Source organism: Caulobacter sp. LjRoot300 (assembly GCF_964253875.1).
Lineage (GTDB): Bacteria > Pseudomonadota > Alphaproteobacteria > Caulobacterales > Caulobacteraceae > Caulobacter.
Map to the genome: position 1 here is coordinate 102,924 of NZ_CAXUSA020000001.1, position 21,150 is coordinate 124,073.

At 68.8% G+C, this 21,150-nt stretch carries 21 protein-coding genes; 14 read left to right on the top strand and 7 right to left on the bottom strand.

Annotated features, from left to right (window positions below):
• Positions 1-13 precede the first annotated feature (13 nt).
• A complete protein-coding gene (locus tag ACSQ2G_RS00560; RefSeq protein WP_436027394.1) occupies positions 14-583 on the bottom strand; it encodes a histidine phosphatase family protein in 570 nt (189 codons plus the stop codon).
• Between ACSQ2G_RS00560 and ACSQ2G_RS00565 the strand changes: the two genes are divergently transcribed.
• The 5 genes from ACSQ2G_RS00565 to ACSQ2G_RS00585 all read left to right on the top strand — a co-directional run bounded on the left by ACSQ2G_RS00565 (position 573) and on the right by ACSQ2G_RS00585 (position 3,996).
• Positions 573-926 carry a hypothetical protein gene (locus ACSQ2G_RS00565; RefSeq protein ID WP_436027396.1) on the top strand — a complete coding sequence of 118 codons (354 nt, stop codon included), beginning with the start codon at positions 573-575 and terminating at the stop codon, positions 924-926. The two genes, ACSQ2G_RS00560 and ACSQ2G_RS00565, sit on opposite strands and share 11 nt — an antisense overlap.
• Before the next feature lie 160 nt (positions 927-1,086).
• Positions 1,087-1,425, top strand: a complete 339-nt coding sequence (locus ACSQ2G_RS00570) for a P-II family nitrogen regulator (RefSeq protein WP_436027398.1) — start codon at positions 1,087-1,089, stop codon at positions 1,423-1,425.
• Between the two features lie 39 nt (positions 1,426-1,464).
• Entirely contained in the window at positions 1,465-2,874 is a 1,410-nt protein-coding gene (gene glnA / locus ACSQ2G_RS00575) for a type I glutamate--ammonia ligase (protein WP_436027400.1), read from the top strand.
• Between the two features lie 184 nt (positions 2,875-3,058).
• Positions 3,059-3,355 (top strand): autorepressor SdpR family transcription factor, encoded by a 297-nt coding sequence (locus ACSQ2G_RS00580; protein ID WP_436027402.1) that lies wholly within the window; start codon positions 3,059-3,061, stop codon positions 3,353-3,355.
• The gene (locus ACSQ2G_RS00585; protein ID WP_436027404.1) at positions 3,352-3,996 is read left to right on the top strand and encodes a hypothetical protein; all 645 of its coding nucleotides are present in this window, start codon (positions 3,352-3,354) and stop codon (positions 3,994-3,996) included. Before ACSQ2G_RS00580 ends, ACSQ2G_RS00585 begins: the two co-directional genes overlap by 4 nt.
• On the opposite strand, the gene ACSQ2G_RS00590 is transcribed toward ACSQ2G_RS00585, so the two are convergent.
• Both ACSQ2G_RS00590 and ACSQ2G_RS00595 read right to left on the bottom strand, forming a co-directional pair.
• Entirely contained in the window at positions 3,988-4,395 is a 408-nt protein-coding gene (locus ACSQ2G_RS00590) for a putative quinol monooxygenase (RefSeq protein ID WP_436027406.1), read from the bottom strand. The two genes, ACSQ2G_RS00585 and ACSQ2G_RS00590, sit on opposite strands and share 9 nt — an antisense overlap.
• 60 nt (positions 4,396-4,455) lie before the next feature.
• Positions 4,456-4,812, bottom strand: coding sequence for a Kazal-type serine protease inhibitor domain-containing protein (locus ACSQ2G_RS00595; RefSeq protein ID WP_436027407.1), 357 nt, complete (start codon positions 4,810-4,812; stop codon positions 4,456-4,458).
• Between the two features lie 170 nt (positions 4,813-4,982).
• Between ACSQ2G_RS00595 and parE the strand changes: the two genes are divergently transcribed.
• The 3 genes from parE (at position 4,983) to ACSQ2G_RS00610 (ending at position 10,354) form a co-directional block, all read left to right on the top strand.
• The gene (gene parE / locus ACSQ2G_RS00600) at positions 4,983-7,085 is read left to right on the top strand and encodes a DNA topoisomerase IV subunit B (RefSeq protein ID WP_436027409.1); all 2,103 of its coding nucleotides are present in this window, start codon (positions 4,983-4,985) and stop codon (positions 7,083-7,085) included.
• A gap of 322 nt (positions 7,086-7,407) precedes the next feature.
• Positions 7,408-7,734 (top strand): UrcA family protein, encoded by a 327-nt coding sequence (locus tag ACSQ2G_RS00605; protein WP_436027411.1) that lies wholly within the window; start codon positions 7,408-7,410, stop codon positions 7,732-7,734.
• A gap of 328 nt (positions 7,735-8,062) precedes the next feature.
• Positions 8,063-10,354 carry a DEAD/DEAH box helicase gene (locus ACSQ2G_RS00610; RefSeq protein WP_436027413.1) on the top strand — a complete coding sequence of 764 codons (2,292 nt, stop codon included), beginning with the start codon at positions 8,063-8,065 and terminating at the stop codon, positions 10,352-10,354.
• A 129-nt stretch (positions 10,355-10,483) separates the two neighbouring features.
• Here ACSQ2G_RS00610 and ACSQ2G_RS00615 read toward each other — a convergent pair whose 3' ends face one another.
• Positions 10,484-11,662, bottom strand: a complete 1,179-nt coding sequence (locus tag ACSQ2G_RS00615; RefSeq protein ID WP_436028891.1) for an NAD(P)/FAD-dependent oxidoreductase — start codon at positions 11,660-11,662, stop codon at positions 10,484-10,486.
• 100 nt (positions 11,663-11,762) lie between these two features.
• On the opposite strand from ACSQ2G_RS00615, the gene ACSQ2G_RS00620 reads away from it, so the two are divergent.
• The 4 genes from ACSQ2G_RS00620 (at position 11,763) to ACSQ2G_RS00635 (ending at position 14,776) form a co-directional block, all read left to right on the top strand.
• Complete coding sequence (locus ACSQ2G_RS00620; RefSeq protein ID WP_436027415.1) at positions 11,763-11,885, top strand: hypothetical protein; 123 nt, start codon at positions 11,763-11,765, stop codon at positions 11,883-11,885.
• Between the two features lie 162 nt (positions 11,886-12,047).
• The gene (locus ACSQ2G_RS00625; protein WP_436027417.1) at positions 12,048-13,400 is read left to right on the top strand and encodes an Hsp70 family protein; all 1,353 of its coding nucleotides are present in this window, start codon (positions 12,048-12,050) and stop codon (positions 13,398-13,400) included.
• A gap of 156 nt (positions 13,401-13,556) precedes the next feature.
• Positions 13,557-14,033, top strand: coding sequence for a glycosyltransferase (locus ACSQ2G_RS00630; RefSeq protein ID WP_436027419.1), 477 nt, complete (start codon positions 13,557-13,559; stop codon positions 14,031-14,033).
• On the top strand, positions 14,030-14,776 hold the full coding sequence (locus ACSQ2G_RS00635) for a glycosyltransferase (RefSeq protein ID WP_436027420.1): 747 nt from the start codon (positions 14,030-14,032) through the stop codon (positions 14,774-14,776). Before ACSQ2G_RS00630 ends, ACSQ2G_RS00635 begins: the two co-directional genes overlap by 4 nt.
• Here ACSQ2G_RS00635 and ACSQ2G_RS00640 read toward each other — a convergent pair.
• The 3 genes from ACSQ2G_RS00640 to ppdK form a co-directional block, all read right to left on the bottom strand.
• Complete coding sequence (locus ACSQ2G_RS00640) at positions 14,679-15,575, bottom strand: glucosamine inositolphosphorylceramide transferase family protein (RefSeq protein WP_436028893.1); 897 nt, start codon at positions 15,573-15,575, stop codon at positions 14,679-14,681. The genes ACSQ2G_RS00635 and ACSQ2G_RS00640 overlap by 98 nt on opposite strands.
• Before the next feature lie 12 nt (positions 15,576-15,587).
• A complete protein-coding gene (locus tag ACSQ2G_RS00645; protein ID WP_436027422.1) occupies positions 15,588-16,052 on the bottom strand; it encodes a GlcG/HbpS family heme-binding protein in 465 nt (154 codons plus the stop codon).
• A gap of 180 nt (positions 16,053-16,232) precedes the next feature.
• Positions 16,233-18,920, bottom strand: coding sequence for a pyruvate, phosphate dikinase (ppdK, locus tag ACSQ2G_RS00650; RefSeq protein WP_436027424.1), 2,688 nt, complete (start codon positions 18,918-18,920; stop codon positions 16,233-16,235).
• Between the two features lie 283 nt (positions 18,921-19,203).
• Between ppdK and ACSQ2G_RS00655 the strand changes: the two genes are divergently transcribed.
• Both ACSQ2G_RS00655 and ACSQ2G_RS00660 read left to right on the top strand, forming a co-directional pair.
• Positions 19,204-19,413, top strand: a complete 210-nt coding sequence (locus ACSQ2G_RS00655; RefSeq protein ID WP_436027425.1) for a hypothetical protein — start codon at positions 19,204-19,206, stop codon at positions 19,411-19,413.
• A 64-nt stretch (positions 19,414-19,477) separates the two neighbouring features.
• Positions 19,478-21,145 carry a sensor histidine kinase gene (locus ACSQ2G_RS00660; protein WP_436027427.1) on the top strand — a complete coding sequence of 556 codons (1,668 nt, stop codon included), beginning with the start codon at positions 19,478-19,480 and terminating at the stop codon, positions 21,143-21,145.
• Positions 21,146-21,150 lie beyond the last annotated feature (5 nt).

Below are 21,150 nucleotides of genomic sequence, written 5' to 3' on the forward strand. Positions count from 1 at the left end.
GCGGCTCCTCTTCCTACAGGACCTGGGTGGAGGCCTCCCGACCCTTGTCGGCCAGGATCAACGCGCCGTCGACCAGATCGAACGTCGTCACCGACACGTGATCGGGCCGGAACGCCGCCACCGCCTCGCCGCCGGTCGCCGCCGACACCGCCGCGTTCAGGGCCACGAAGTGGCTGAACACCGCCGCGCCGGGGTGCGAGGCCACGCCTTGCGCGACCTCGCGCGTCCAGGCCGCGTAGTCGAGATCGCCCGGGATATCGCGCCACCGCCCCAGGAAGGCCTGGCGCAGCCAGCCGGGACGGTCCTGCGCGTCCAGGGCGGCCGGCGTCGGGATCTCGCCGACCCGGGGATCGATCTCGACCGTCACGCCCAGGGCGTCCGCCAGGGGCTGGGCGGTCTCGCGACAGCGCCGAAGCGGCGAGCTGACCACGCGGAACGGGCGCTCTCCAGCCGGCAGGGCCAGCAGCGCTCGCGCCACCGCCCTGGCCTGCTCCGCCCCGACGACGTCCAGGCCGGGATCGGGATCGGCATCGCCCCAGGTCGAGGCGGGGCGGCCGTGGCGGATCATGTGAATGCGGCTCATCGGCTTCCTCGCCCGTTCGAAATATCTTCCCGACCGTCCGCTCGCGTCGGGTCTTCTTGTAACGCTTGCCGGGCCCGCCGAGGCACCGTCCGCCGTCGCGGCGCGCAAACGCGCAAGAACCGACCCCGGTGGCCGCCCTCCCCGCTTCCGCATCGCCGCAATCTTCAGCAGTTTTCGAGTCGACCGCCCTTTTTCGGCCATTCCCACCCAAGCCCCGCGACGCCGTTCGGCCACGGACAGCGGGGCTTCCGCCCGGTTCTTCGCCGCCGAAACGGCCGTTTCGACGATCCTAGGCCGCCAATCGGCGCTCGCAAGCCGGTTTGGCCGTCCAAACCTGCACTGATCAGCTTTCAGGCTTCAGATGCTCAAATATCCAGCAATGAGCCGAACTCGACAGGACTCGCACGATAAAGCGCTTCAGCCCGCTTGTGAGCCGAGGGGCCGGCGTGCTCCGTGCCGCTCAGTCAGCGGCGCCCGCGCCGTTTGGGCGTGAAAGAAGTCTGATGAAAAAGATCGAAGCCGTCATCAAGCCCTTCAAGCTGGATGAGGTCAAAGAGGCGCTTCAGGAGATGGGCGTACAGGGCATGACCGTGCTGGAAGCCAAGGGCTATGGCCGCCAGAAGGGTCACACCGAGCTCTATCGCGGCGCCGAGTACGTCGTCGACTTCCTCCCCAAGATCAAAGTCGAAGTCGTGGTCGAAGACAACCAGTTGGAGCCCGCGCTCGAAGCCATCACCAACGCCGCCCGCACGGGCCGCATCGGCGACGGCAAGATTTTCGTGTCCGAAATCACGGAAGTCGTCCGCATCCGCACCGGAGAAACCGGCCCGTCCGCCGTCTAGGCCCGGCCGAAAACCGCTTAACGCTCAAAGGGGATAACTATGAGCACCGCCAAGCAGATCCTGGACCTGATCAAGGAAAAGGACGTCAAGTACGTCGATGTCCGTTTCACCGACGTGCGCGGCAAGCTGCAGCACGTCACCTTCGACATCGACCTGGTCGACGACGACTTCCTCAACGACGGCACCATGTTCGACGGCTCGTCGATCGCCGGCTGGAAGGCCATCAACGAGTCGGACATGAAGCTGCGTCCGGATCTGACCAGCGCCATCATCGACCCGTTCTACCAGCAGACCACCCTGGCGCTGTTCTGCGACGTGGTGAACCCCGACACGGGCACCCCCTACAACCGCGACCCGCGCTCGATCGCCAAGAACGCCCTGGCCTACGTCAAGTCGTCGGGCATCGGCGACACCGTGTTCTTCGGCCCTGAAGCCGAGTTCTTCATCTTCGACGACGTGCGCTGGAGCGTGGCCTCGAACAACACCGGCTACTCGTTCGACTCCGTCGAACTGCCGGGCAACTCGGCCAAGGAATATCCGGAAGGCAACATGGGCCACCGCCCGGGCCCCAAGGGCGGCTACTTCCCGGTCAACCCGATCGACTCGGCCCAGGACCTGCGCGGCGAAATGCTGGCCGTCATGGGCGAGCTGGGCATGAAGCCGGAAAAGCACCACCACGAAGTGGCGCCGGCCCAGCATGAACTCGGCCTGAAGTTCGACACCATGGTCGTGATGGCCGACCGCATGCAGCTCTACAAGTACGTGATCCACAACGTGGCCCACGCCTACGGCAAGACCGCCACCTTCATGGCCAAGCCGATGTTCGGCGACAACGGCTCGGGCATGCACGTGCACCAGTCGATCTGGCAGGACGGCAAGCCGCTGTTCGCCGGCGACAAGTACGCCGGCCTGTCGGACATGTGCCTGTGGTACATCGGCGGCATCATCAAGCACGCCAAGGCGATCAACGCGTTCTCGAACTCGACGACGAACTCGTACAAGCGCCTGGTGCCGGGCTACGAAGCCCCGGTGAAGCTGGCCTACAGCTCGCGCAACCGCTCGGCCTCGATCCGCATCCCGCACGTCGACTCGCCGAAGGCCAAGCGCATCGAGGCTCGCTTCCCCGACCCGATGGGCAACCCGTACCTGACCTTCGTGGCCCTGCTGATGGCGGGCCTCGACGGCATCAACAACAAGATCGATCCGGGCGCGGCCGCCGACAAGAACCTGTACGACCTGCCGCCCCGCGAGCAGAAGAAGATCCCGGAAGTCTGCGGCTCGCTGCGCGAAGCCCTGGAAAACCTGGACAAGGACCGCGCCTTCCTGAAGGCCGGCGGCGTCATGGATGACGACTTCATCGACAGCTACATCGAGCTGAAGATGGAAGAGGTGATGCGTCTCACGCTGCACCCGCACCCGGTCGAATTCGACATGTACTACAAGTGCTAGGCTTCACGGCTTAGGACGAAGAACGAGGCCCGCGGAGCGATCCGCGGGCCTTTTTCTTTTGAGCTCGAGACCCGCGCTTCGTCAGAGCGTCCATGTCCAATCGGACGCCGTCTCCGTTTCGATCAACGCCGGAGCTTCAGTATCCGCGATTGACGTGATTTAGCTAATTAGCTAATAGAGAGTCATGAGCACCATCTTCAAAGCCCTCGCCGATCCGAGCCGTCGTCGCGTGCTCCAACTCCTCCGCGACCAGCCCATGACGGCCGGCGAATTGGCCAGTCATTTCCCCTTCGCGAAGCCCACGATGTCCGCCCATTTCGCCGTCTTGCGCGAAGCCGACCTTGTGCACGTCACGAAGGTGGGCGGCTCGATCGTCTACAGCCTCAAGCTCTCTGTCGTCGAAGACGCCCTGCTGGGATTTGCGGAATCCCTCGGTGTCGGCGTCGAACGGAAATCACGCCAGGAAGGGGAAGCGATATGAGCAAATTGACGAGACTCGTTCTCGCGGCCCTGCTGGTCGAGCTGGTCGTCGCGGCGATCTTCGTCCCATCGATGCGATGGGAGGTCATCTCGGAAAACCTTTCCGGCGCAGCGGGCGCTCGACGATTGGACACGGTTCGGCTGGCCATAACCCTTGCCGCTCCCCTCGTGCTTGCGGCCGCGTGGATGGCGATGGAGCGGCGGTTGAGGGCATCGGACACGACCTTGTCACCGCCGCATCGCGGTTATGCGGAGGCCGGCCTTCTGACCGCGGCGTTTTTCCTGATGGCGTATCAGGGATGGTTCGCCAACCATCTCGGCGAAAGCACAGTCGCTCACGCCGGCCAGGAGCACATGCTGCGAGCGGGCACGATCTTCGCCGGACTGGTCATGGCGATCCACGGCAACTTCGCCGCCAAAACCCCCGCCCCCACCGGGCCTCGGGCGCCTGACCCGGCTGTATGGACGAAGGTGAAGTCGCGTTCCGGATGGGTCCTGTCGCTGGCGGGATTGATGATCGCCGTCTGCGCGATCGTTCTGCCGCCTCCTGCGCTGCTCTTCCCCTTCGCCCTCGTGGCGGTATCGGCCATCACCTACGCTGCCGTACAAAACCGGGCGCTCCGCGCGGCTCCCCTACCCTAGCCCCACTCCGCCCACCGGCACGGTCTCGAACCGGTGCCCGAACCCCGCGATGATCGGGCGGGCCTTGGCGATGGCGGCCTGGACGGACGGCAGCTGCAGCGAGGCGGCGTGGCTGGCCTTGTCGGTCCAGACCTCGGTGATCCACAGGGCGTCGGCGTCGGCCGTGTCCTTGGCGACGACGTAGCTGAGGCAGCCCGGCATGCCGCCGGTGCTCTCCGACAGGATGGCGACAAGCTGGTCCCGCTTGCCGGGCGCGGCCTTCATCTGGCCGATCAGTCCGTACATCGTCTTCTCCTCCTTGGCCTGGACGCTGGGCGCGCCGGTCAGGAGGCCGACGGCGAGACCGCCTGTCAGCACCTCCCGCCGCGGCGTTCCCTTCGTCGATCGTCGTTGGGTCATGCGGCCTCCAGCAACCATCGTCGGCGACGCCTGTCCTCGGGATGTCAGCACCAAACCGTTCTACCCCTTGCACTCGCCCTGTGTCGCGACGCTGGCGCCCTGGGCGGCGGCGTTGCAGGCGCTGGGATAGGTCTTGCCGTCGCAGCCGCAGACCGGGGCGTAGATCATCGTGCAGGCCTGGGGCGGCTTGCGGCAGGTCCCCGCGCCGTCGGCGACGTGGCACTGGCCGGCCGGCATCTGGCAGACCAGGCCCGAGGCGCACTGGAAGCCCGCGAAGCCCCCGCACATCCCGCCCTCGACCACCGGCGTCCGGGCGTGCGACGCGGGCGGATTCGGCGCCGGCTGGTCGGCGCCCGGGCTGGAGCAGCCCAGCAGCACCAGCGCGGCGAGCGCGGAAAACAGGCTGCGCGAGGTCATGGACAGGCTCCTTATTCGATAGCGCCCCCAGACTGCCACGTCCTCGGCGCGCCGGGCAAACGCCCAGGGAATCATCGGGCGGTTTCGCGGTGCAGGCGCGCAGCCCCTTTTCAGGGGACGACGCAGAGCCCATACGAGGCGCTCCCGCCGAATCGACGCATGTTCCCCTAATGTCCTCCAAAGACGATCCCAACTTCTCGCTGTTCGGCGACGACGCCCTCGCCCCGGTTCCCGCCTCGCCGTTCCCGGCTCGCGAGCCGCACCCCGAGCCCGCGCCGCGCGCGGCTGCGCCGCCGCCGCCGCCGGCCAAACCCAGCGCGCCCGCCGCGCTCTCGTCGTCCGGCGGCTACGACGCCAGCTCGATCGAGGTCCTGGAGGGTCTCGAGCCGGTCCGCATGCGTCCGGGCATGTATATCGGCGGCACCGACGAGCGGGCCCTGCACCACCTGTTCGCCGAGGTGCTGGACAACTCGATGGACGAGGCCGTGGCCGGCTTCGCCAAGACTATCGAGGTCAAGCTCGACGCCGACGGCTACCTGTCGGTCCGCGACGACGGGCGCGGCATGCCCGTGGACGAGCACCCCAAGCATCCGGGCAAGTCGGCCCTGGAAGTGATCATGACCGTCCTGCACGCGGGCGGTAAGTTCAGCGGCAAGGCCTACGAGACCTCCGGCGGTCTGCACGGGGTGGGCGCCAGCGTCGTCAACGCCCTGTCCGAACTTGTCGAGGTCACCGTCTGGCGCGACGGCTTCGAGCACCGCCAGAGCTTCGCGCGCGGCAAGCCGCTGGGCCCGGTCGAGAGGATTCAGCCCAGCAAGAAGCGCGGCACCCAGGTGCGCTTCAAGCCCGACGACCAGATCTTCGGCGACAACGTGGCCTTCAAGCCGGCGCGCCTGTACCGCATGGCCCGCTCCAAGGCCTATCTGTTCCGCGGGGTGCAGATCAAATGGTCCTGCGATCCCTCCCGCATCCAGGACCAGACGCCGCCCGAGGCCACCTTCCACTTTCCCAACGGCCTGGCCGACTTCCTGGCCGAGCGCACCAAGGGGCTGGAGGTGGTCACCCCCGACAGCTTCGCCGGCCGCATCGAGCGCCAGGGCGAGGCGGGCGCGGTCGAGTGGGCCATCGCCTGGACGCCGCGCGGCTTCGGCGAGCACGACGGCTTCATGCAGTCGTACTGCAACACCGTGCCCACCCCCGAGGGCGGCACCCACGAGAGCGGCCTGCGCGCCGCCCTGACCAGAGGTCTCAAGGCTTACGCCGAGCTGAAGGGCGAGAAGCGGGCGACGATCATCACCGCTGACGACGTGATCGCCCAGGCCGGCGCCCTGATCTCGGTGTTCATCAAGAACCCGGAATTCCAGGGCCAGACCAAGGAAAAGCTCTCTTCGAGCGAAGCGCAACGCTTCGTCGAGAATGCGCTTCGCGACCCGTTCGACCACTGGCTGACCGGCAGCCCCAAGGCCGCCCAGGCCCTGCTGGAGTTCGTGATCGAACGGGCCGAGGAGCGCCTCAAGCGCCGCAAGGACAAGGAAGTCCAGCGCGCCTCGGCGACCCGCAAGCTGCGCCTGCCCGGCAAGCTGGCCGACTGCGCCGCCGGCGCGGTCGATGGCGCTGAACTGTTCATCGTCGAAGGCGACTCGGCCGGCGGCTCGGCCAAGCAGGCCCGCAACCGCAAGAACCAGGCGATCCTGCCCCTGCGCGGCAAGATCCTCAACGTGGCCTCGGCCAGCGGCGAGAAGTTCACGGCCAACAAGGAGCTCAGCGACCTGATGCTGGCCCTCGGAGCCCAGGGCGGCAATCGGTACAAGGAAGAGGATCTGCGCTACGAGCGGATCATCATCATGACCGACGCCGACGTCGACGGCGCCCACATCGCCAGCCTGCTGATCACCTTCTTCTACCGGACCATGCCGGACCTGATCCGCCAGGGTCACCTGTTCCTGGCCCTGCCGCCGCTCTATCGCATCAGCCATGGCGGCAAGAGCGCCTACGCCCGCGACGACGAGCACAAGGACGAGCTTCTGGCCACGCTGTTCAAGGGCAAGAAGCCCGAGATCGGCCGCTTCAAGGGCCTGGGCGAGATGATGGCCTCCCAGCTGAAGGAGACCACCATGGACCCGTCGGTGCGGACCCTGGCCAAGATCACCCTGCCGCGCTCCGAGGAGGCGGTCGAGGCCCTGGTCGAGACCCTGATGGGCCGCAAGCCCGAGCTGCGCTTCCGCTTCATCCAGGAAAACGCCGAGTTCGCGGCCGACGACCTGGACCTGTAGGCCGGGCGCCTTCCTCGCGTTTCAGGGCGGGGAAGGCCGCCCGACCAGCGCTCTCAGCTCGACCTATCAAAGAATCTGACATTTCACATTCGCGCCACTCAAGCGCAGCTAACCCCTCAAACGAATTCGACTTTTCGCGACTAAAAAGCTTCGTTCGCTTGATTTTTGACCGATTTGTCGACCTTTTTCGCTTTTCCTGGACGCTCTTTGGGCAGATGCAGGATGACAAAGCTCGATTTCGAGCCGGTCCGCCTGCGGATTTGGCCCGCGATCGGGCCGAGCGGCGCCCCAAGACGCCGCCAAAGTCTAGGGAAGTCGATCCATGAAGACCCTGCTCGCCTCCACCGTCGCCGTCCTGGCCCTGGCCGCCGCGCCGTTCGCGGTCGCCGCCCCCGTCGGCGTCGAAACCGTCAGCATCCCGGTGTCCAAGTCCAAGCTGGACCTCAACAACCCCCGCGACGCCCAGGTGCTGATGCGCCGCATCAACACCGCCGCCCTGGAAGCCTGCGGGGCCGACGCCCACAGCTTCCCGGAACTCAAGCGCGTGGTGGCCGCCTCGTCCTGCCACCGCGACGCTGTCGCCGGCGCGGTCAGCCAGCTGAACAGCAACCAGGCCGCCCTGACCGTCACGGGCGTCCGTAACCGCTAGGTTTCTTCCCCGCCCGCGGGGAAGGTCGGCGAAGCGCCCGGGGCCGAGCCCCGGGCGTTTTGCGTTGCAGCCCGCCGCCGCCTCGCGCGGCCATTTCGCCGCACCGCAGCATTCTTTCCCCGGCGCCCTTGCTTTCCGGACGGTTTTGGCCTCCTTAGGCCGCCCATCGGACCGTATTTCGGCGCGCCTCATCGGCATCCCGGCGAAAAAGGTCTATTCTCTGAAGATACTGACCAAGAACACGGTCCATTTGGGGGTCGTATTTGGTCGTGGTGCGGGCCGCGCGCGTTTGTGTGTGCGCCGTCCGCTTGAAACGAACTGGACCCGCATGCCCTTCCCCGCCTCCCACCCCGCTCTTGAGCGGGCTCTTGCCGCTCAAGGTTATCTCGAGCCCACCCCCGTCCAGGCCGCCGTGCTGGAAGCCGACGCCGAGGGCCGCGACCTGCTGGTCAGCGCCCAGACCGGCTCGGGCAAGACCGTCGCCTTCGGCCTGGCCGCCGCCCCCACCCTGATCGGCGACGCCGACCGGCTGGGCAAGGCCGGCCTGCCGATGTGCCTGGTCATCGCCCCGACCCGCGAACTGGCCATCCAGGTCAATCGCGAGCTGACCTGGCTCTATGCCGACGCCGGCGCCGTGGTCGTCAACTGCGTGGGCGGCATGGACGCCCGCCGCGAGCAGCGGGCCCTGAACTTCGGCGCCCACATCGTGGTCGGCACCCCCGGCCGCCTGCGCGACCACATCGAGCGCGGCCACCTGGACCTGTCGGAGCTGAAGGTCGCCGTCCTCGACGAGGCCGACGAGATGCTCGACATGGGCTTCCGCGAGGACCTCGAATTCATCCTCGACGCCGCGCCGAAGGAACGCCGCACCCTGCTGTTCTCGGCCACCCTGGCGCGCGAGATCGTGCAGCTGGCCAAGAGCTACCAGAACGACGCCGTCCGCATCGACACCATCGGCCGCAACGAGCCGCACCGCGACATCGAATATCGCGCCGTCCGCGTCGCGCCCAACGAGACCGAGCACGCGATCGTCAACCTGCTGCGCTATTTCGAAAGCCCCGGCGCCCTGGTGTTCTGCAACACCCGCGAAAGCGTCCGCGCGCTGCACAGCAAGCTGCGCGAGCGCGGCTTCGCCGTGGTCGGCCTGTCGGGCGAGCTGTCGCAGCGTGAACGGGCCGACGCCCTGCAGGCCCTGCGCGACGGCCACGCCCGCGTCTGCGTCGCCACCGACGTTGCGGCGCGCGGTCTAGACCTGCCTGACCTCGGCCTGGTGATCCACGCCGAGCTGCCGGTCAACAAGGCCACCCTGCTGCACCGCTCGGGCCGCACCGGCCGGGCCGGCAAGAAGGGCGTCAGCGCCCTGGTCGTGCCCTATACCCGCCGCCGCAAGGCCGAGCAGCTGCTGATGGCGGCCGGCGTCGAAGGCCAGTGGGGCGGCGCCCCGACCGCCGACGAGATCCGCATCAAGGACACCGAGCGTCTGCTCGACGATCCGATCTTCGACGAAGCCGTGGTCGAGGACGACACCGCCCTGGCCGAGGCCATGCTGGCCAAGCGCACGCCGCTCGAGATCGCCGCCGCCCTGATCCGCACCCGCCGCGCCAAGCTGCCTGCCCCGGAAGAGATCTATGACGACCCGCGCCACGGCGCGGATCCGGGCCCGCGTTCGCGCGACGCCGGCCCGCGCAGCAACGACAGCGGCGACCGCTTCGCCGACCGCGGTCCGCGCGACTTCGGCGGTCGCGACGCCCGCGACTTCGGGGACCGCCCCGAGCGCGAACCGCGCGCCGACATGAGCAACTCGGCCTGGTTCCGCCTCAACACCGGCCGCCGCAACAACGCCGACCCCAAGTGGCTGATCCCGCTGATCTGCCGCCTGGGCCACATCACCAAGAAGGACATCGGCTCGATCCGGATCTTCGACTACGACACCAAGTTCGAGATCTCGGCCGAGGCGGAAGTGAAGTTCGGCGCGGCCGTCCAGGCCACCGTGCGCGACGACGTGACCATCACCCCGACTACGGCCCCGGCCGCCCGGGACGCCGGCCCGCGCAAGGAGTACGCGCCGCGTCCGCCCCGCGACGACAACGACGCGCCGCGCCGCGAATACGCCCCGCGTCCGCCCCGCGACAACGACCGCGCCCCGCGCGCCAACGCCCCGGGCTCGCGCGACCACACCCCGCGTCCGTCCGCGTTCGGCGCCGACGGCGTCAGCAACGCCAAGCCGTATGCGCGCAACGAAGAGCCGAAGCGCGACTACAAGCCGCGCGACCGCGACGAGGCGCCCAAGCGCGACTTCAAACCCCGCGCGGAGGGCCCCCGTTCGGACGCTCCCAAGCGCGAGTTCAAGCCGCGTGACGAAGCCCCGCGCGCCTATGCCGAGGCCGCCCCGCGCCGCGCCCCGCGCACCGACCGCGAGAGCGTGCCCTACGATCCGGCCGCCGCCCCGGAAAAGCCGTTCCGCAAGCCCCGCGCCGACGCCGGCGCTGGCCCAGCCAAGCCGTTCAAGGGCCCCAAGCCCTTCAAGGCCAAGGGCGACTTCGGCGGCAAGCCGGCGTTCGGCGGTCCCAAGCCTGCTTTCGGCAAGAAGCCAGGCAAGGCCCCGTTCAAGAAGAAGTAGTTTGGTGTTGGGGGGGTGAAAGCCCCCTCAGTCGCTTCGCGACAGCTCCCCCAGAGGGGGAGCATCTGTCCACGATAGATCCTCCCCCTCTGGGGGAGGTGGCCCGGAGGGCCGGAGGGGGTTCGCGGCCTAAACCGCCTGCCCCGCGCACCAGCCCGACGCCCAGGCCCACTGGAAATTGTAGCCGCCCAGCCAGCCGGTCACGTCGACCACCTCGCCGATGAAATAGAGCCCCGGCGCGGCCTTGGCCTCCATCGATCGCGAGTCCAGGCCGTCGGTGTCGACCCCGCCCAGCGTCACCTCGGCCGTGCGGTAGCCTTCGGAACCGACCGGCTTGAACGTCCAGGCGTTGACCGTCGCGGCCACGCCGCGCAGCAGCACGTCCGAGCAGTCGGCCATGTTGCCGTAGGCGCCGGCGTCCTCGGCGATCAACTGGGCCAGGCGCTTGGGCAGGAGCTCGCCCAGCACCGTCGACAGGGCCCGCTTGGGCGTGGCCGTCCGAGCGGCGCGCAGGGCCTGGAACACGTCGACGCCGGGGGCCATGTCGACGCTGATCTCGCCACCCTCGCGCCAGTAGGACGAGATCTGCAGGATCGACGGGCCCGACAGGCCGCGGTGGGTGAACAGCATGGCCTCGGCGAACTTGGTCTTGCCGCTGGAGACCACCGCGTCCAGGGCCACACCCGAAAGCGGCGCCAGGCGCTCGAGGGTCTTGACCTCGAAGGTCAGGGGCACGAGCGCGGGACGGGTCTCGACGATGTTCAGGCCGAACTGCTGGGCGATCTCGTAGCCCAGGCCTGTCGCGCCCATCTTCGGGATCGACTTGCCGCCGGTGGCGACCACGACCGAGCGGCAGGCGACCGGCCCGTTGGAGAAGCTGACGCGCCAGCCCTCCCCGTCTCTGGCCACGCTCTTGACCTCGGTCTCCAGGCGCAGCGTCACGCCGGCCGCGGCCATCTCGCTCAGCAGCATGTCGATGACCTGCCGGGCCGAGCCGTCGCAGAACAGCTGGCCCAGGGTCTTCTCGTGGAAGGCGATACCGTAGCGCTGGACCAGGGCGACGAAGTCGGCCGGCCGATAGCGGCGCAGGGCCGAGACACAGAACTTCGGGTTGGCCGACAGGAAGTTGGCCGGCGCGGTGTTGACGTTGGTGAAGTTGCAGCGGCCGCCGCCGCTGATGCGGATCTTCTCGCCGGGGGCCTTGGCGTGGTCGACGACCAGCACCTTGCGGCCGCGCTTGCCCGCCTCGATGGCGCACATCATGCCGGCCGCGCCGGCGCCCAGCACCACGACGTCGAAGTCTTCCAAGGCCAAGCCCTTCCTGTTGAGGGGCGTATCGACAGGAGGGCGGCGGGGAAGTCAATGCGGCGACGTTGACGTCACGGCCGACCGGCGCGATCCTCCTCCCATGGCCGACGGTGCTGACATTCATCTGGACCCCGAACGCGCCACCGGCGCGTCATACGCCGCCGAAGACGCCATCGCCGAGTTTCGCGCGAACGTCGAGGCTGGACTCGCGAAACGCAAATGAGCCGTGACGTCCGGCTGACCGCCCGGGTCAAGCACGCCTTGGAACGTCCGTAAGTCATGCAGGCGTCAATTTCGCCCGGCATTGGGCTTTGAAAGCCCGCACCCTTGACGCCAGCGCCTGGGGGGTTAGGAACCCTGCCCTCCTCCCGCCCAGGCTTCTCCCATGACGTCCGCCGCCCCAGCGACGATCGGCCCGACTATCGGCCCGACCATCGGCATAGACTTCGGCACGACCAACACCGTGGTCTCGATGACCCACGGCGACGGCCCGGCCACGCTGGTCAGGTTCCCGACGGCGGGCGGCGACATCTTCGCCTTCCGCTCGGCCTTGAGCTTCCACGCCGTCATGGGCGCCAACGGCCGGCCCAACGAACTGGTGACCGAGGCCGGCCCCTGGGCGATCGAGGCCTATGTCGAGGACCCGCTGGAGACCCGCTTCATCCAGTCGTTCAAGACCTTCGCCGCCAGCGCCGCCTTCACCGAGACCAAGATCCTCAACAAGCGCTATCTGTTCGAGGACCTGCTGGCCGATTTCCTGCTGAAGCTGAAGGCGCACGGCGGGGCGGCGATGGAAACCCTGCCGCCGCGGGTGATCGTCGGCCGGCCCGTCACCTTCGCCGGCGGCAATCCCGACGAGGCCCTGGCCCTGGCCCGCTACGAGGCCGGCTTCAGGCGGCTGGGCTTCACCGACATCCGCTACGCCTACGAGCCGGTGGGGGCGGCGTTCTTCTTCGCCCGCCAGCTGAAGCAGGACGCCACGGTGCTGGTCGCCGACTTCGGCGGCGGCACCAGCGACTTCTCGATCGTGCGGTTCGAGCGGGACGCCGGGAAGCTGCGCTCCACCGCCCTGGCGCGGTCGGGCGTCGGCCTGGCCGGCGACGCCTTCGACTACCGGATCATCGACCAGCTGGTGTCGCCGGAGCTGGGCAAGGGCAGCCTCTACAAGGCGTTCGACAACCGGCTGCCGATCCCCCAGCGCTACTACACCGCCTTCGCCCGCTGGGACCAGTTGGCCCTGCTGCGCGCCTCCAAGGACATGCGCGACATCCGCGCCCTGCAACGCACCGCGGTGGAACCCGAGAAGATCGCCCGGCTGATCGAGGTGCTGGACGACAACCACGGCTACGCCCTCTACCGCGCCGTCTCGTCGCTGAAGGAGGCGCTGTCGAGCCAGGAAGACGCCGTCTTCCGCTTCGAGGCCGGCTCGGTGCTGATCGAGAAGACCGTCCAGCGCGCCGATTTCGAGGGCTGGATCGCCCCGGAGCTGAAGGCCATCGAGACGGCGGTCGACCAGGCGTTGGAGCGCTCGGGCCTGGGTCCCGACGGGGTGGACCGGGTGTTCCTGACCGGCGGCAGTTCGTTCGTGCCGGCGGTCCGCGAGATCTTCGTGCGTCGCTTCGGGGCGGCGAAGATCGAGGGCGGCGGCGAGTTCGAGTCGATCGCCTCGGGCCTGGCCCTGATCGGCCGCGAAGCCGACCTGGACCTGTGGAGCGAGAAGGCCAGGCTCCCCGCCTGAAGGCCGTGAAAGCGGCGCTGCGATTTCTCTCGCCGCCGCGACAAATCCGTTCCGGTCCCTCCGCGTCCGCGACGTCTGCTCTTTAGTGGAGCTTGGAGATCCGCGGTTCGTCCCGCGCCCGACGCGCCATCAGGTCGATGGTCGGGGGACCGTAGGATGGGCGACAAGGCGCGCACGATCGCGATCGTGCTGCATGACCTGCCGTTGGGCGGGTCGGAACGGATCGCGGTGCGGCTGGCCAACCGCTGGGCGGAGCTCGGCCGCGAGGTGACCCTGTTCTGCGGATCGCGCCAAGGCCCATTGGCGCGGTGGATCGACGCCGAGGTCCGGGTGGTCGAGGCCGATCCGCCCATTCCGCGCGGACGCGGCTCGCGCAAGGCCCTGGGGAATGCGGCGGCCGCCTATGTGGCCCGACGCCGGACCGACATCCTGTTCGCGCCGGGCAACTATCACTGGCCGGTCCTGCCCGCCATCGAAGCCCTGCCCGCCGACCAGCGGCCGGGCGTCGTCGCCCAGATCGGCACGCCGCTCTATCGCCAAGGCCGCGGTGCCCTGGCCCAGGTCCCCTACAACCTGAAGACCCGCCGCCAGCTGCGCGCGTCGATCAGGCGATTTCGCTGTCGGACAGCATGACCGAAGACGCCAATCGCATCCTGGGGCGACGCATCACCCAGCGCATCGCTCTTCCCGCCTTGGACGACGACCACGCCTTCACCCCGCCCCCGGAGGGCAAGACCATCCTCGCGGCCGGCCGGCTGGTGAAGGAGAAGGGCTTCGACATCGCCCTGCGCGCCTTCGCCCTGCTGGGCGATCCCGACGCCGAGCTGGTGATCGTTGGCGAAGGCGAGCGTCGGGCCGAGCTGGAGGCCCTGGCCGCCGAGCTGGGCGTGGCCGACCGCGTACGCCTGCCCGGCTATGTTCCCGACATTCGGCCCTGGCTGGAGGCGGCCCGCGCCTTCCTGCTGACCTCCTGGTACGAGGGCTATGCGGCGGTCATCGTCGAGGCTCTGGGCGCGGGTCGCCCGGTGGTCAGCACCGACTGCACGCCCGCGGCCCGCGACCTGCTGAGCGACGGCCTCCACGGTCGCGTGACCCGGATCGGCGACGCCGAGGGCTTGGCCGAGGGTCTGCGCCAGGTGCTGAACGCCCCCGCGCCAGACCCGGCCGCCCTGGCCCGTTCGGTCGCCGGCTATCGCATCGGCCCGATCGCCGAGGCCTATCTGCAGGTGTTCGACGCCGTCGTCGCCAAGCGGACCAGCCCGGCGGCGACCAAGCGCTTCATGCCTTTCCCGGCACGCGCTTTTTCCATTCCCGCCGGACGTCCAGCGCCAGCGAGCGCGGCGAGACTTCGAAGCGCTTGGCGTCGATCAACGTGACCGGCCCGGCGGCCGACAGGGTGTGAAACCCGTCGGTCAGGCGTCCGAAACTAGGCGGCGGCGAAATCGGTTCGTCGGCCTCGGCCTCGAAACGCTCCGGAGTCAGGGTGGTGACCCGCAGCGCCCGGATGGCGCCGCCATAGGTTCGCCGGCAATCCTGCATCGGCAGCACGATCGCGCCATCGACGACGACAGGCGTGCCTCCAGGCCGTGAGCTGGAGGGATCCAAGCGCACGGGGTTGCCGGGGTGCGGGGTCCAGGGGCCGGTGAGCGTCTCGGCCCAAGCCACGTGCAGGGCGCTGACCTTCGCGGCCTTGGTCGTGGCTGGGGTGTAGAACAGCCACCAAAGGCCGTCGTGGAACACCGGCGTGGCGTCGATGGCCACCTGGTCCAGTTCGATCGCCCGGACCGGCGCCCATTTCGTCGGGAAGTCCACGGCGCGATACAGGGTCAGCCGCCCGGACTTGTGCGCCTCGGGCAGCATGTAGGTCTCGCCGTCCGCCTCGATGACGAAGGGATACGACAGGTGCCAGGGCTCCTTCAGCGCGGGGCGACGCTCCAGCAGGTTCAGGTCCGCGTCGAAGGTCAGCACCTCGATGGCGCCGACGCGGTCGCGATAGTCGTAGATCTCGGCGAAGACGTGGAGCAGGCCGTCGCGCCAGACGCCCATCGGGTCGGCCAGGAAGCACAGCGGGCCCGGATCAGGGACCCAGGACACCGGATGCTCGGCCAGCGCCCCGGGCTTGAGCAGCTCCGCCATCGGCGCGCGGACCAGGCCGACGCGCCACATGTCCTTCACCAGGCCCAAGGGTCAGTTCACCTGGCCGGTGAACCCGGCCAGGGCCTCGCGGGCGCAGGCGTCGGCGGTCTCGTGCGAGGTGTCGGCCACCGCCAGGCCGCCAACCAGCTTGCCGCCGATGTGCAGCGGCAGCGATCCGCCGTGCGGATTCAGCCGCTCGGGCTCGGCCTTGATCAGGGCGGCGAAGGCCGGGTCGGCCTTCTCACGGGGCTCCATCACGCTGCCGGGCGCGTCGAACTGGACGGCGGTGGCGGCCTTGCGCGGGGCTGCGACCGGCGGCTTGGGGCTGGCGGGCGCGCGCAGCACGACCAGCGGGTTGCCCTTGTCGTCGACCACGCTGGCGCTGACCGCCGCGCCCTTGGCCGCGCAGGCGTCGACCGCGGCGCGGGCCAGGTCGATCGACAGCGGCAGGTCGAGCGCGGGGGCGGTGGTCTGAGCGAAAGCCGGCGTCGCGGCCAGCAGCGCGCTCACGATCATGATCCGCTTCATTCTATCCTCCGCTCATCCCGGCGAACGCCGGGACCCAAGCCGAGTCTGGAGTAGCGTGCGGCGCTCAAACGGCCAAGGCCGCTTGGGTCCCGGCGTTCGCCGGGATGAGTGGAAAAGAGAGGTTGGCGGACCGAAAAAGGGGCTCGCGAACGAGCCCCTTCTACAAGATCAGCCCTTGTTGGCCAGCGCCGCCTGGGCCGCGGCCAGTCGCGCGATCGGCACGCGGTAGGGCGAGCAGGACACGTAGTCCAGCCCGACGCTTTCGCAGAAGCTGATCGAGGCGGGGTCGCCGCCGTGCTCGCCGCAGATGCCCAGCTTGACGCCCGGACGGGCCGCGCGGCCGCGCTCAGCGGCGATGCGGATCAGGTCGCCGACGCCGTCCTGGTCGAGGCTGACGAAGGGGTCCTTGTCGAAGATGCCCTTGTCGATATAGGCGCCCAGGAACTTGCCGGCGTCGTCGCGGCTGATGCCGAAGGTCGTCTGGGTCAGGTCGTTGGTGCCGAAGCTGAAGAACTCGGCGTTGGCGGCCAGGTCGCCGGCCCGCAGGGCGGCGCGCGGCAGCTCGACCATGGTGCCGACCGTGTACTGCAGATCCACGCCCTGCTCTTCCAGCACGGCCTTGGCGGTGCGGTCGGTCAGGTCGCGCAGGTACTTCATCTCCTCGCCCTTGGCGACCAGCGGGTGCATGATCTCGGGGATCGGCGCGACCTTGCCGGACTTGGCGATGTCGCAGGCGGCCTCGATGATCGCCCGCACCTGCATCTCGTAGATCTCGGGATAGGACACGCCCAGGCGGCAGCCGCGGTGGCCCAGCATCGGGTTGGTCTCGTGCAGTTCCTTGGCCCGTTGCATCAGCTTCTGGGCGTCCAGCCCGGTGGCCTGCGCCACCGCCACGACATCTTCCTCCGTGTGCGGCAGGAACTCGTGCAGCGGCGGGTCGAGCAGGCGGATGGTGACCGGCAGGCCTTCCATGATCGTGAACAGCTCGACGAAGTCGGCCTTCTGGAACGGGGCGATCTTGGCCAGGGCGGCGCGGCGGCCGGCCTCGTCGTCGGCCAGGATCATCTCGCGCACGGCGGCGATCCGGGTGTCGTCGAAGAACATGTGCTCGGTGCGGCACAGGCCGATGCCCTCGGCGCCGAACTGGCGGGCGGTCTTGGCGTCCAGCGGAGTCTCGGCGTTGGCGCGGACCTTCATGCGGCGGGCCGCGTCGGCCCATTCCATCAGGGTGGCGAAGTCGCCGGTCAGCTCGGGTTCGATCATCTTGGGCGAACCGACCAGGATCTCGCCGGTCGAGCCGTCGATGGTGATGATCTCACCGGCCTTGAACTCGCGGCCTCGCACCCGGAACAGGCCTTCCTTCGGGAAGATCGCCACGTCGCCCGCCCCGCTGACGCAGGCCCGGCCCATGCCGCGCGCCACGACGGCGGCGTGGCTGGTCATGCCGCCGCGGGCGGTGATGATGCCCCGCGCCGCGTGCATGCCGTGGATGTCTTCCGGCGAGGTCTCCTCGCGCACCAGGATCACGGCCTCGCCAGCGGCGGCGGCCTTTTCGGCGGCGTCGCTGTCGAAGACGATCTTGCCGGTGGCCGCGCCGGGCGAGGCCGGAAGGCCCTTGGCGATCAGTTCGCGATGGGCGGTCGGATCGATGGTCGGGTGCAGCAGTTGGTCGAGCGAGGCCGGCTCGACGCGGCCGATCGCCTCTTCGCGCGAGATCACGCCCTCGGCGGCCATGTCGACGGCGATCTTCAGGGCGGCCTTGGCCGTGCGCTTTCCGCTGCGGGTCTGCAGCATGTAGAGCTTGCCCTGCTCGACCGTGAACTCGATGTCCTGCATGTCGCGGTAATGGCGCTCCAGCGTCTCGACCACGGTCTTGAACTGCTGGAACACCTCGGGCATGGCCTCTTCCATCGAGGGGGCGGTGTCGCCCATCTCCTCGCGGGCCGCCTTGGTCAGGGACTGCGGCGTGCGGATGCCGGCCACCACGTCTTCGCCCTGGGCGTTGATCAGGAACTCGCCATAGAGCCGGCCGTCGCCGTTGCTGGGATTGCGGGTGAAGGCCACGCCGGTGGCCGAGGTCTCGCCCATGTTGCCGAACACCATCGACTGGATGTTGACGGCGGTGCCCCAGGCCTCGGGGATGTCGTGCATGCGGCGATAGAACTTGGCCCGGTCGTTCATCCAGCTGGCGAACACCGCGCCGACCGCGCCCCACAGCTGCTCCTGGGCGTCCTGCGGGAAGGGCTTGCCCAGGGCGTCGCGCACCGCGGCCTTGTAGTCCTTGATCACCGCGGCCCAGTCGTCGGCGGTCAGGGCCGTGTCGACGGTGACGTCGAGGCGATCCTTGTGGTCGTCGAGGATCTCCTCGAACATGTGGTGCTCCAGGTCGAGGACGACGTTGGAGTACATCTGGATGAAGCGGCGATAGCTGTCGTAGGCGAAGCGGCGGTCGCCCGACAGCTGGGCCAGGCCCTCGACGGTCTCGTCGTTGAGACCCAGGTTGAGGACGGTGTCCATCATGCCCGGCATCGAGGCCCGGGCGCCCGAGCGCACCGAAACCAGCAGCGGGTTCTTCACGTCGCCGAACGCCTTGCCGGTCAGCGTCTCGACTGTCGCCAGGCCGGCGTTCAGCTGGTCCTTCAGCTCGGCCGGGTACTGCTTGCCGTTGGCGTAGTAGTGGACGCAGGCCTCGGTGGTCACCGTGAAGCCCGGCGGCACCGGCAGGCCCAGGGACGACATCTCGGCGAGATTGGCGCCCTTGCCGCCCAGCAAGTTCTTCATCTTGGCGTCGCCGTCGGCGCCGCCTCCCCCGAACGAATAGACCCATTGCGTCTTGGTCAGCGTATCAACCGGCATATCTTGTTCACCCTGCGATAGTGAAAAACCGGCGGTTCTCTGGTTGGAACCGTCCTGGCCTGGGACAATGAGCTTAACGCCCATCCCGCACTGCAATATCCGGGCGTTCAGTAGCACCTTGTCAAAGAAGCCGTCCACCGACGGATTGCGGTTCGCAGTCTAAACTGAAAATTCGGCAAAATCTTCCAATGACAACGTTGTCCTGATCGAGATTTGCGCGAACGCTTGATGGAATGAACACCGCCGCGAGTCTTGGGACCGGTGGCATGGGCTCCGTCTCGCCATGGTGAAGCTAGGGTTCGCGCCGCTTCTCGAACAGGTCGATGGTCATCCGCAGGGCCATGACGACGACGGTCCGGGCGTCCTGATCGCCGCCGGCGCGGTGGATCCGTTGCACGTCGGGCTGCAGGGCGAAACGGCCCAGCTGGTCTCGCTGGTCGGCCGTTTCAGGATCGGCGGCGGTGAGCGCCAGGACCTGCGCCGAGCCGGCTGAAGCGCGGCTGCGGCCAAGCGCCGCGCCCGGCTTCACTGGTCCGCCAATGCGCTAGGATCGCGGCATGACGTGGCTCAACCCTCCCTCCGTGACGCGCGGCGTCAGGTCCCTGCACTGGATCGTCGGCGCGACCATCGTGCTGGTGGCCGTCTCGGTCCTGGGCGGCATGGCCCTGATGCTGTTCGCCGCCCAGTCGCTGGACCGCATGGAGAGCCAGGACGAGCGCGAACTGGTCCAGCGCACCGTCCAGCGCGACCTGCAGCGCATGGCCCGCGAACTGACCTCGGCGACCGTCTGGGACGACGCCGCCAAGGCCATGGGCCCGCCGGTCGACATGGCCTGGGCCGACGTCAATTTCGGCGAGTACTATCATCAGTATTTCCAGCACGACCTGACCTTCGTGGTTCGCGACGGCCAGGTGATCTACGGCTCGCTGGCCGGCGCCCGAGTGTCGGCCAGCGCCCTGGGCGCTCTGCCGAGCGACGCCGCGCCCCTGGTCGCCCGGGTCCTGACCAAGGCGACGGCCGCGCACCGGGCCAAGCGCTTCAGCCTCGAAGGCTCCACCACCGGCTCAGGCCTGGTGCGGTCGGGCGACGAGATCTACCTGGTGGTCGCCGCCGACGTGATCGCCGAGACCGCCCCGCTGGCGGCGCGACAGCAGGCGGCCTCCCCCTCGATCGCGGTCACCGCCCGCCGGGTCAGCACCACCTATACCCGCGGCCTGCAGAAGGACCTGGGCATAGCGGGCCTGGTCCTGGTCGCCGAAAGCCGGTCCAGCGACCACAGCGTGCCGCTGCACGACATCAACGGACAGCCGATCGGCGGCTTCGCCTGGCCGGCGCGCGATCCGGGCATGTCGCTGCTGAAGGCCGGAGCGCCCTGGATCATCCTGGTCTTCGCCGCCCTGGTCGCGGCCGCCCTGATCCTGTTCCTGCGCGTCACCGACGCCCTGGACAAGCTGTCCGCCAGCCGCCGCGCCCTGATCGCCGCCAAGGAGGAGGCCGAGGCCGCCAACGCCGCCAAGACCCAGTTCCTGGCCAATATGAGCCACGAGATCCGCACTCCGCTGAACGGGGTGCTGGGCATGACCCAGGTGATGCAGGCCGACCAGCTGCCGGACCGCCAGCGCGGCCGCCTGGACGTGATCCACCATTCCGGCCAGGCGCTGCTGGCCCTGCTGAACGACATCCTCGACATGGCCCGGCTGGAGAGCGGCGGCGTCCGCCTGCGCGCCGAACCTTTCGACCTGGAGATCCTGGTCGAGGCGACCTGCGCCCTGTTCTCGGGGGCGGCGGCCAACAAGGGCATCGCCCTGACCTTCATGGTGGCGCCGGGCTGCGAAGGCGCCTGGATCGGCGACCCGATCCGCCTGCGGCAGGTGCTGGGCAACCTGGTCGCCAACGCTGTCAAGTTCACCCATCACGGCTCGGTGCGGATCGAGGTCCTGGCGTCGGACATCGGCCTGCGGTTCGAGGTGCGCGACACCGGCGTCGGCATCGCGCCGGAGCATTGCCCGCGCCTGTTCAAGATCTTCTCGCAGATCGACGGCTCCTCGACCCGCGCCCACGAGGGCTCGGGCCTGGGCCTGGCGATCAGCCACGACGTGGTCGCCCTGATGGGCGGGACGATCGGCGTCGACAGCACGCCCGGGGTCGGCTCGACCTTCCACTTCGACGTCCCGCTGCGCCGGGTGCGCGGCGAGCGGCCGACCTTGCGGGTGGTCGGGGAGTAGCCTCC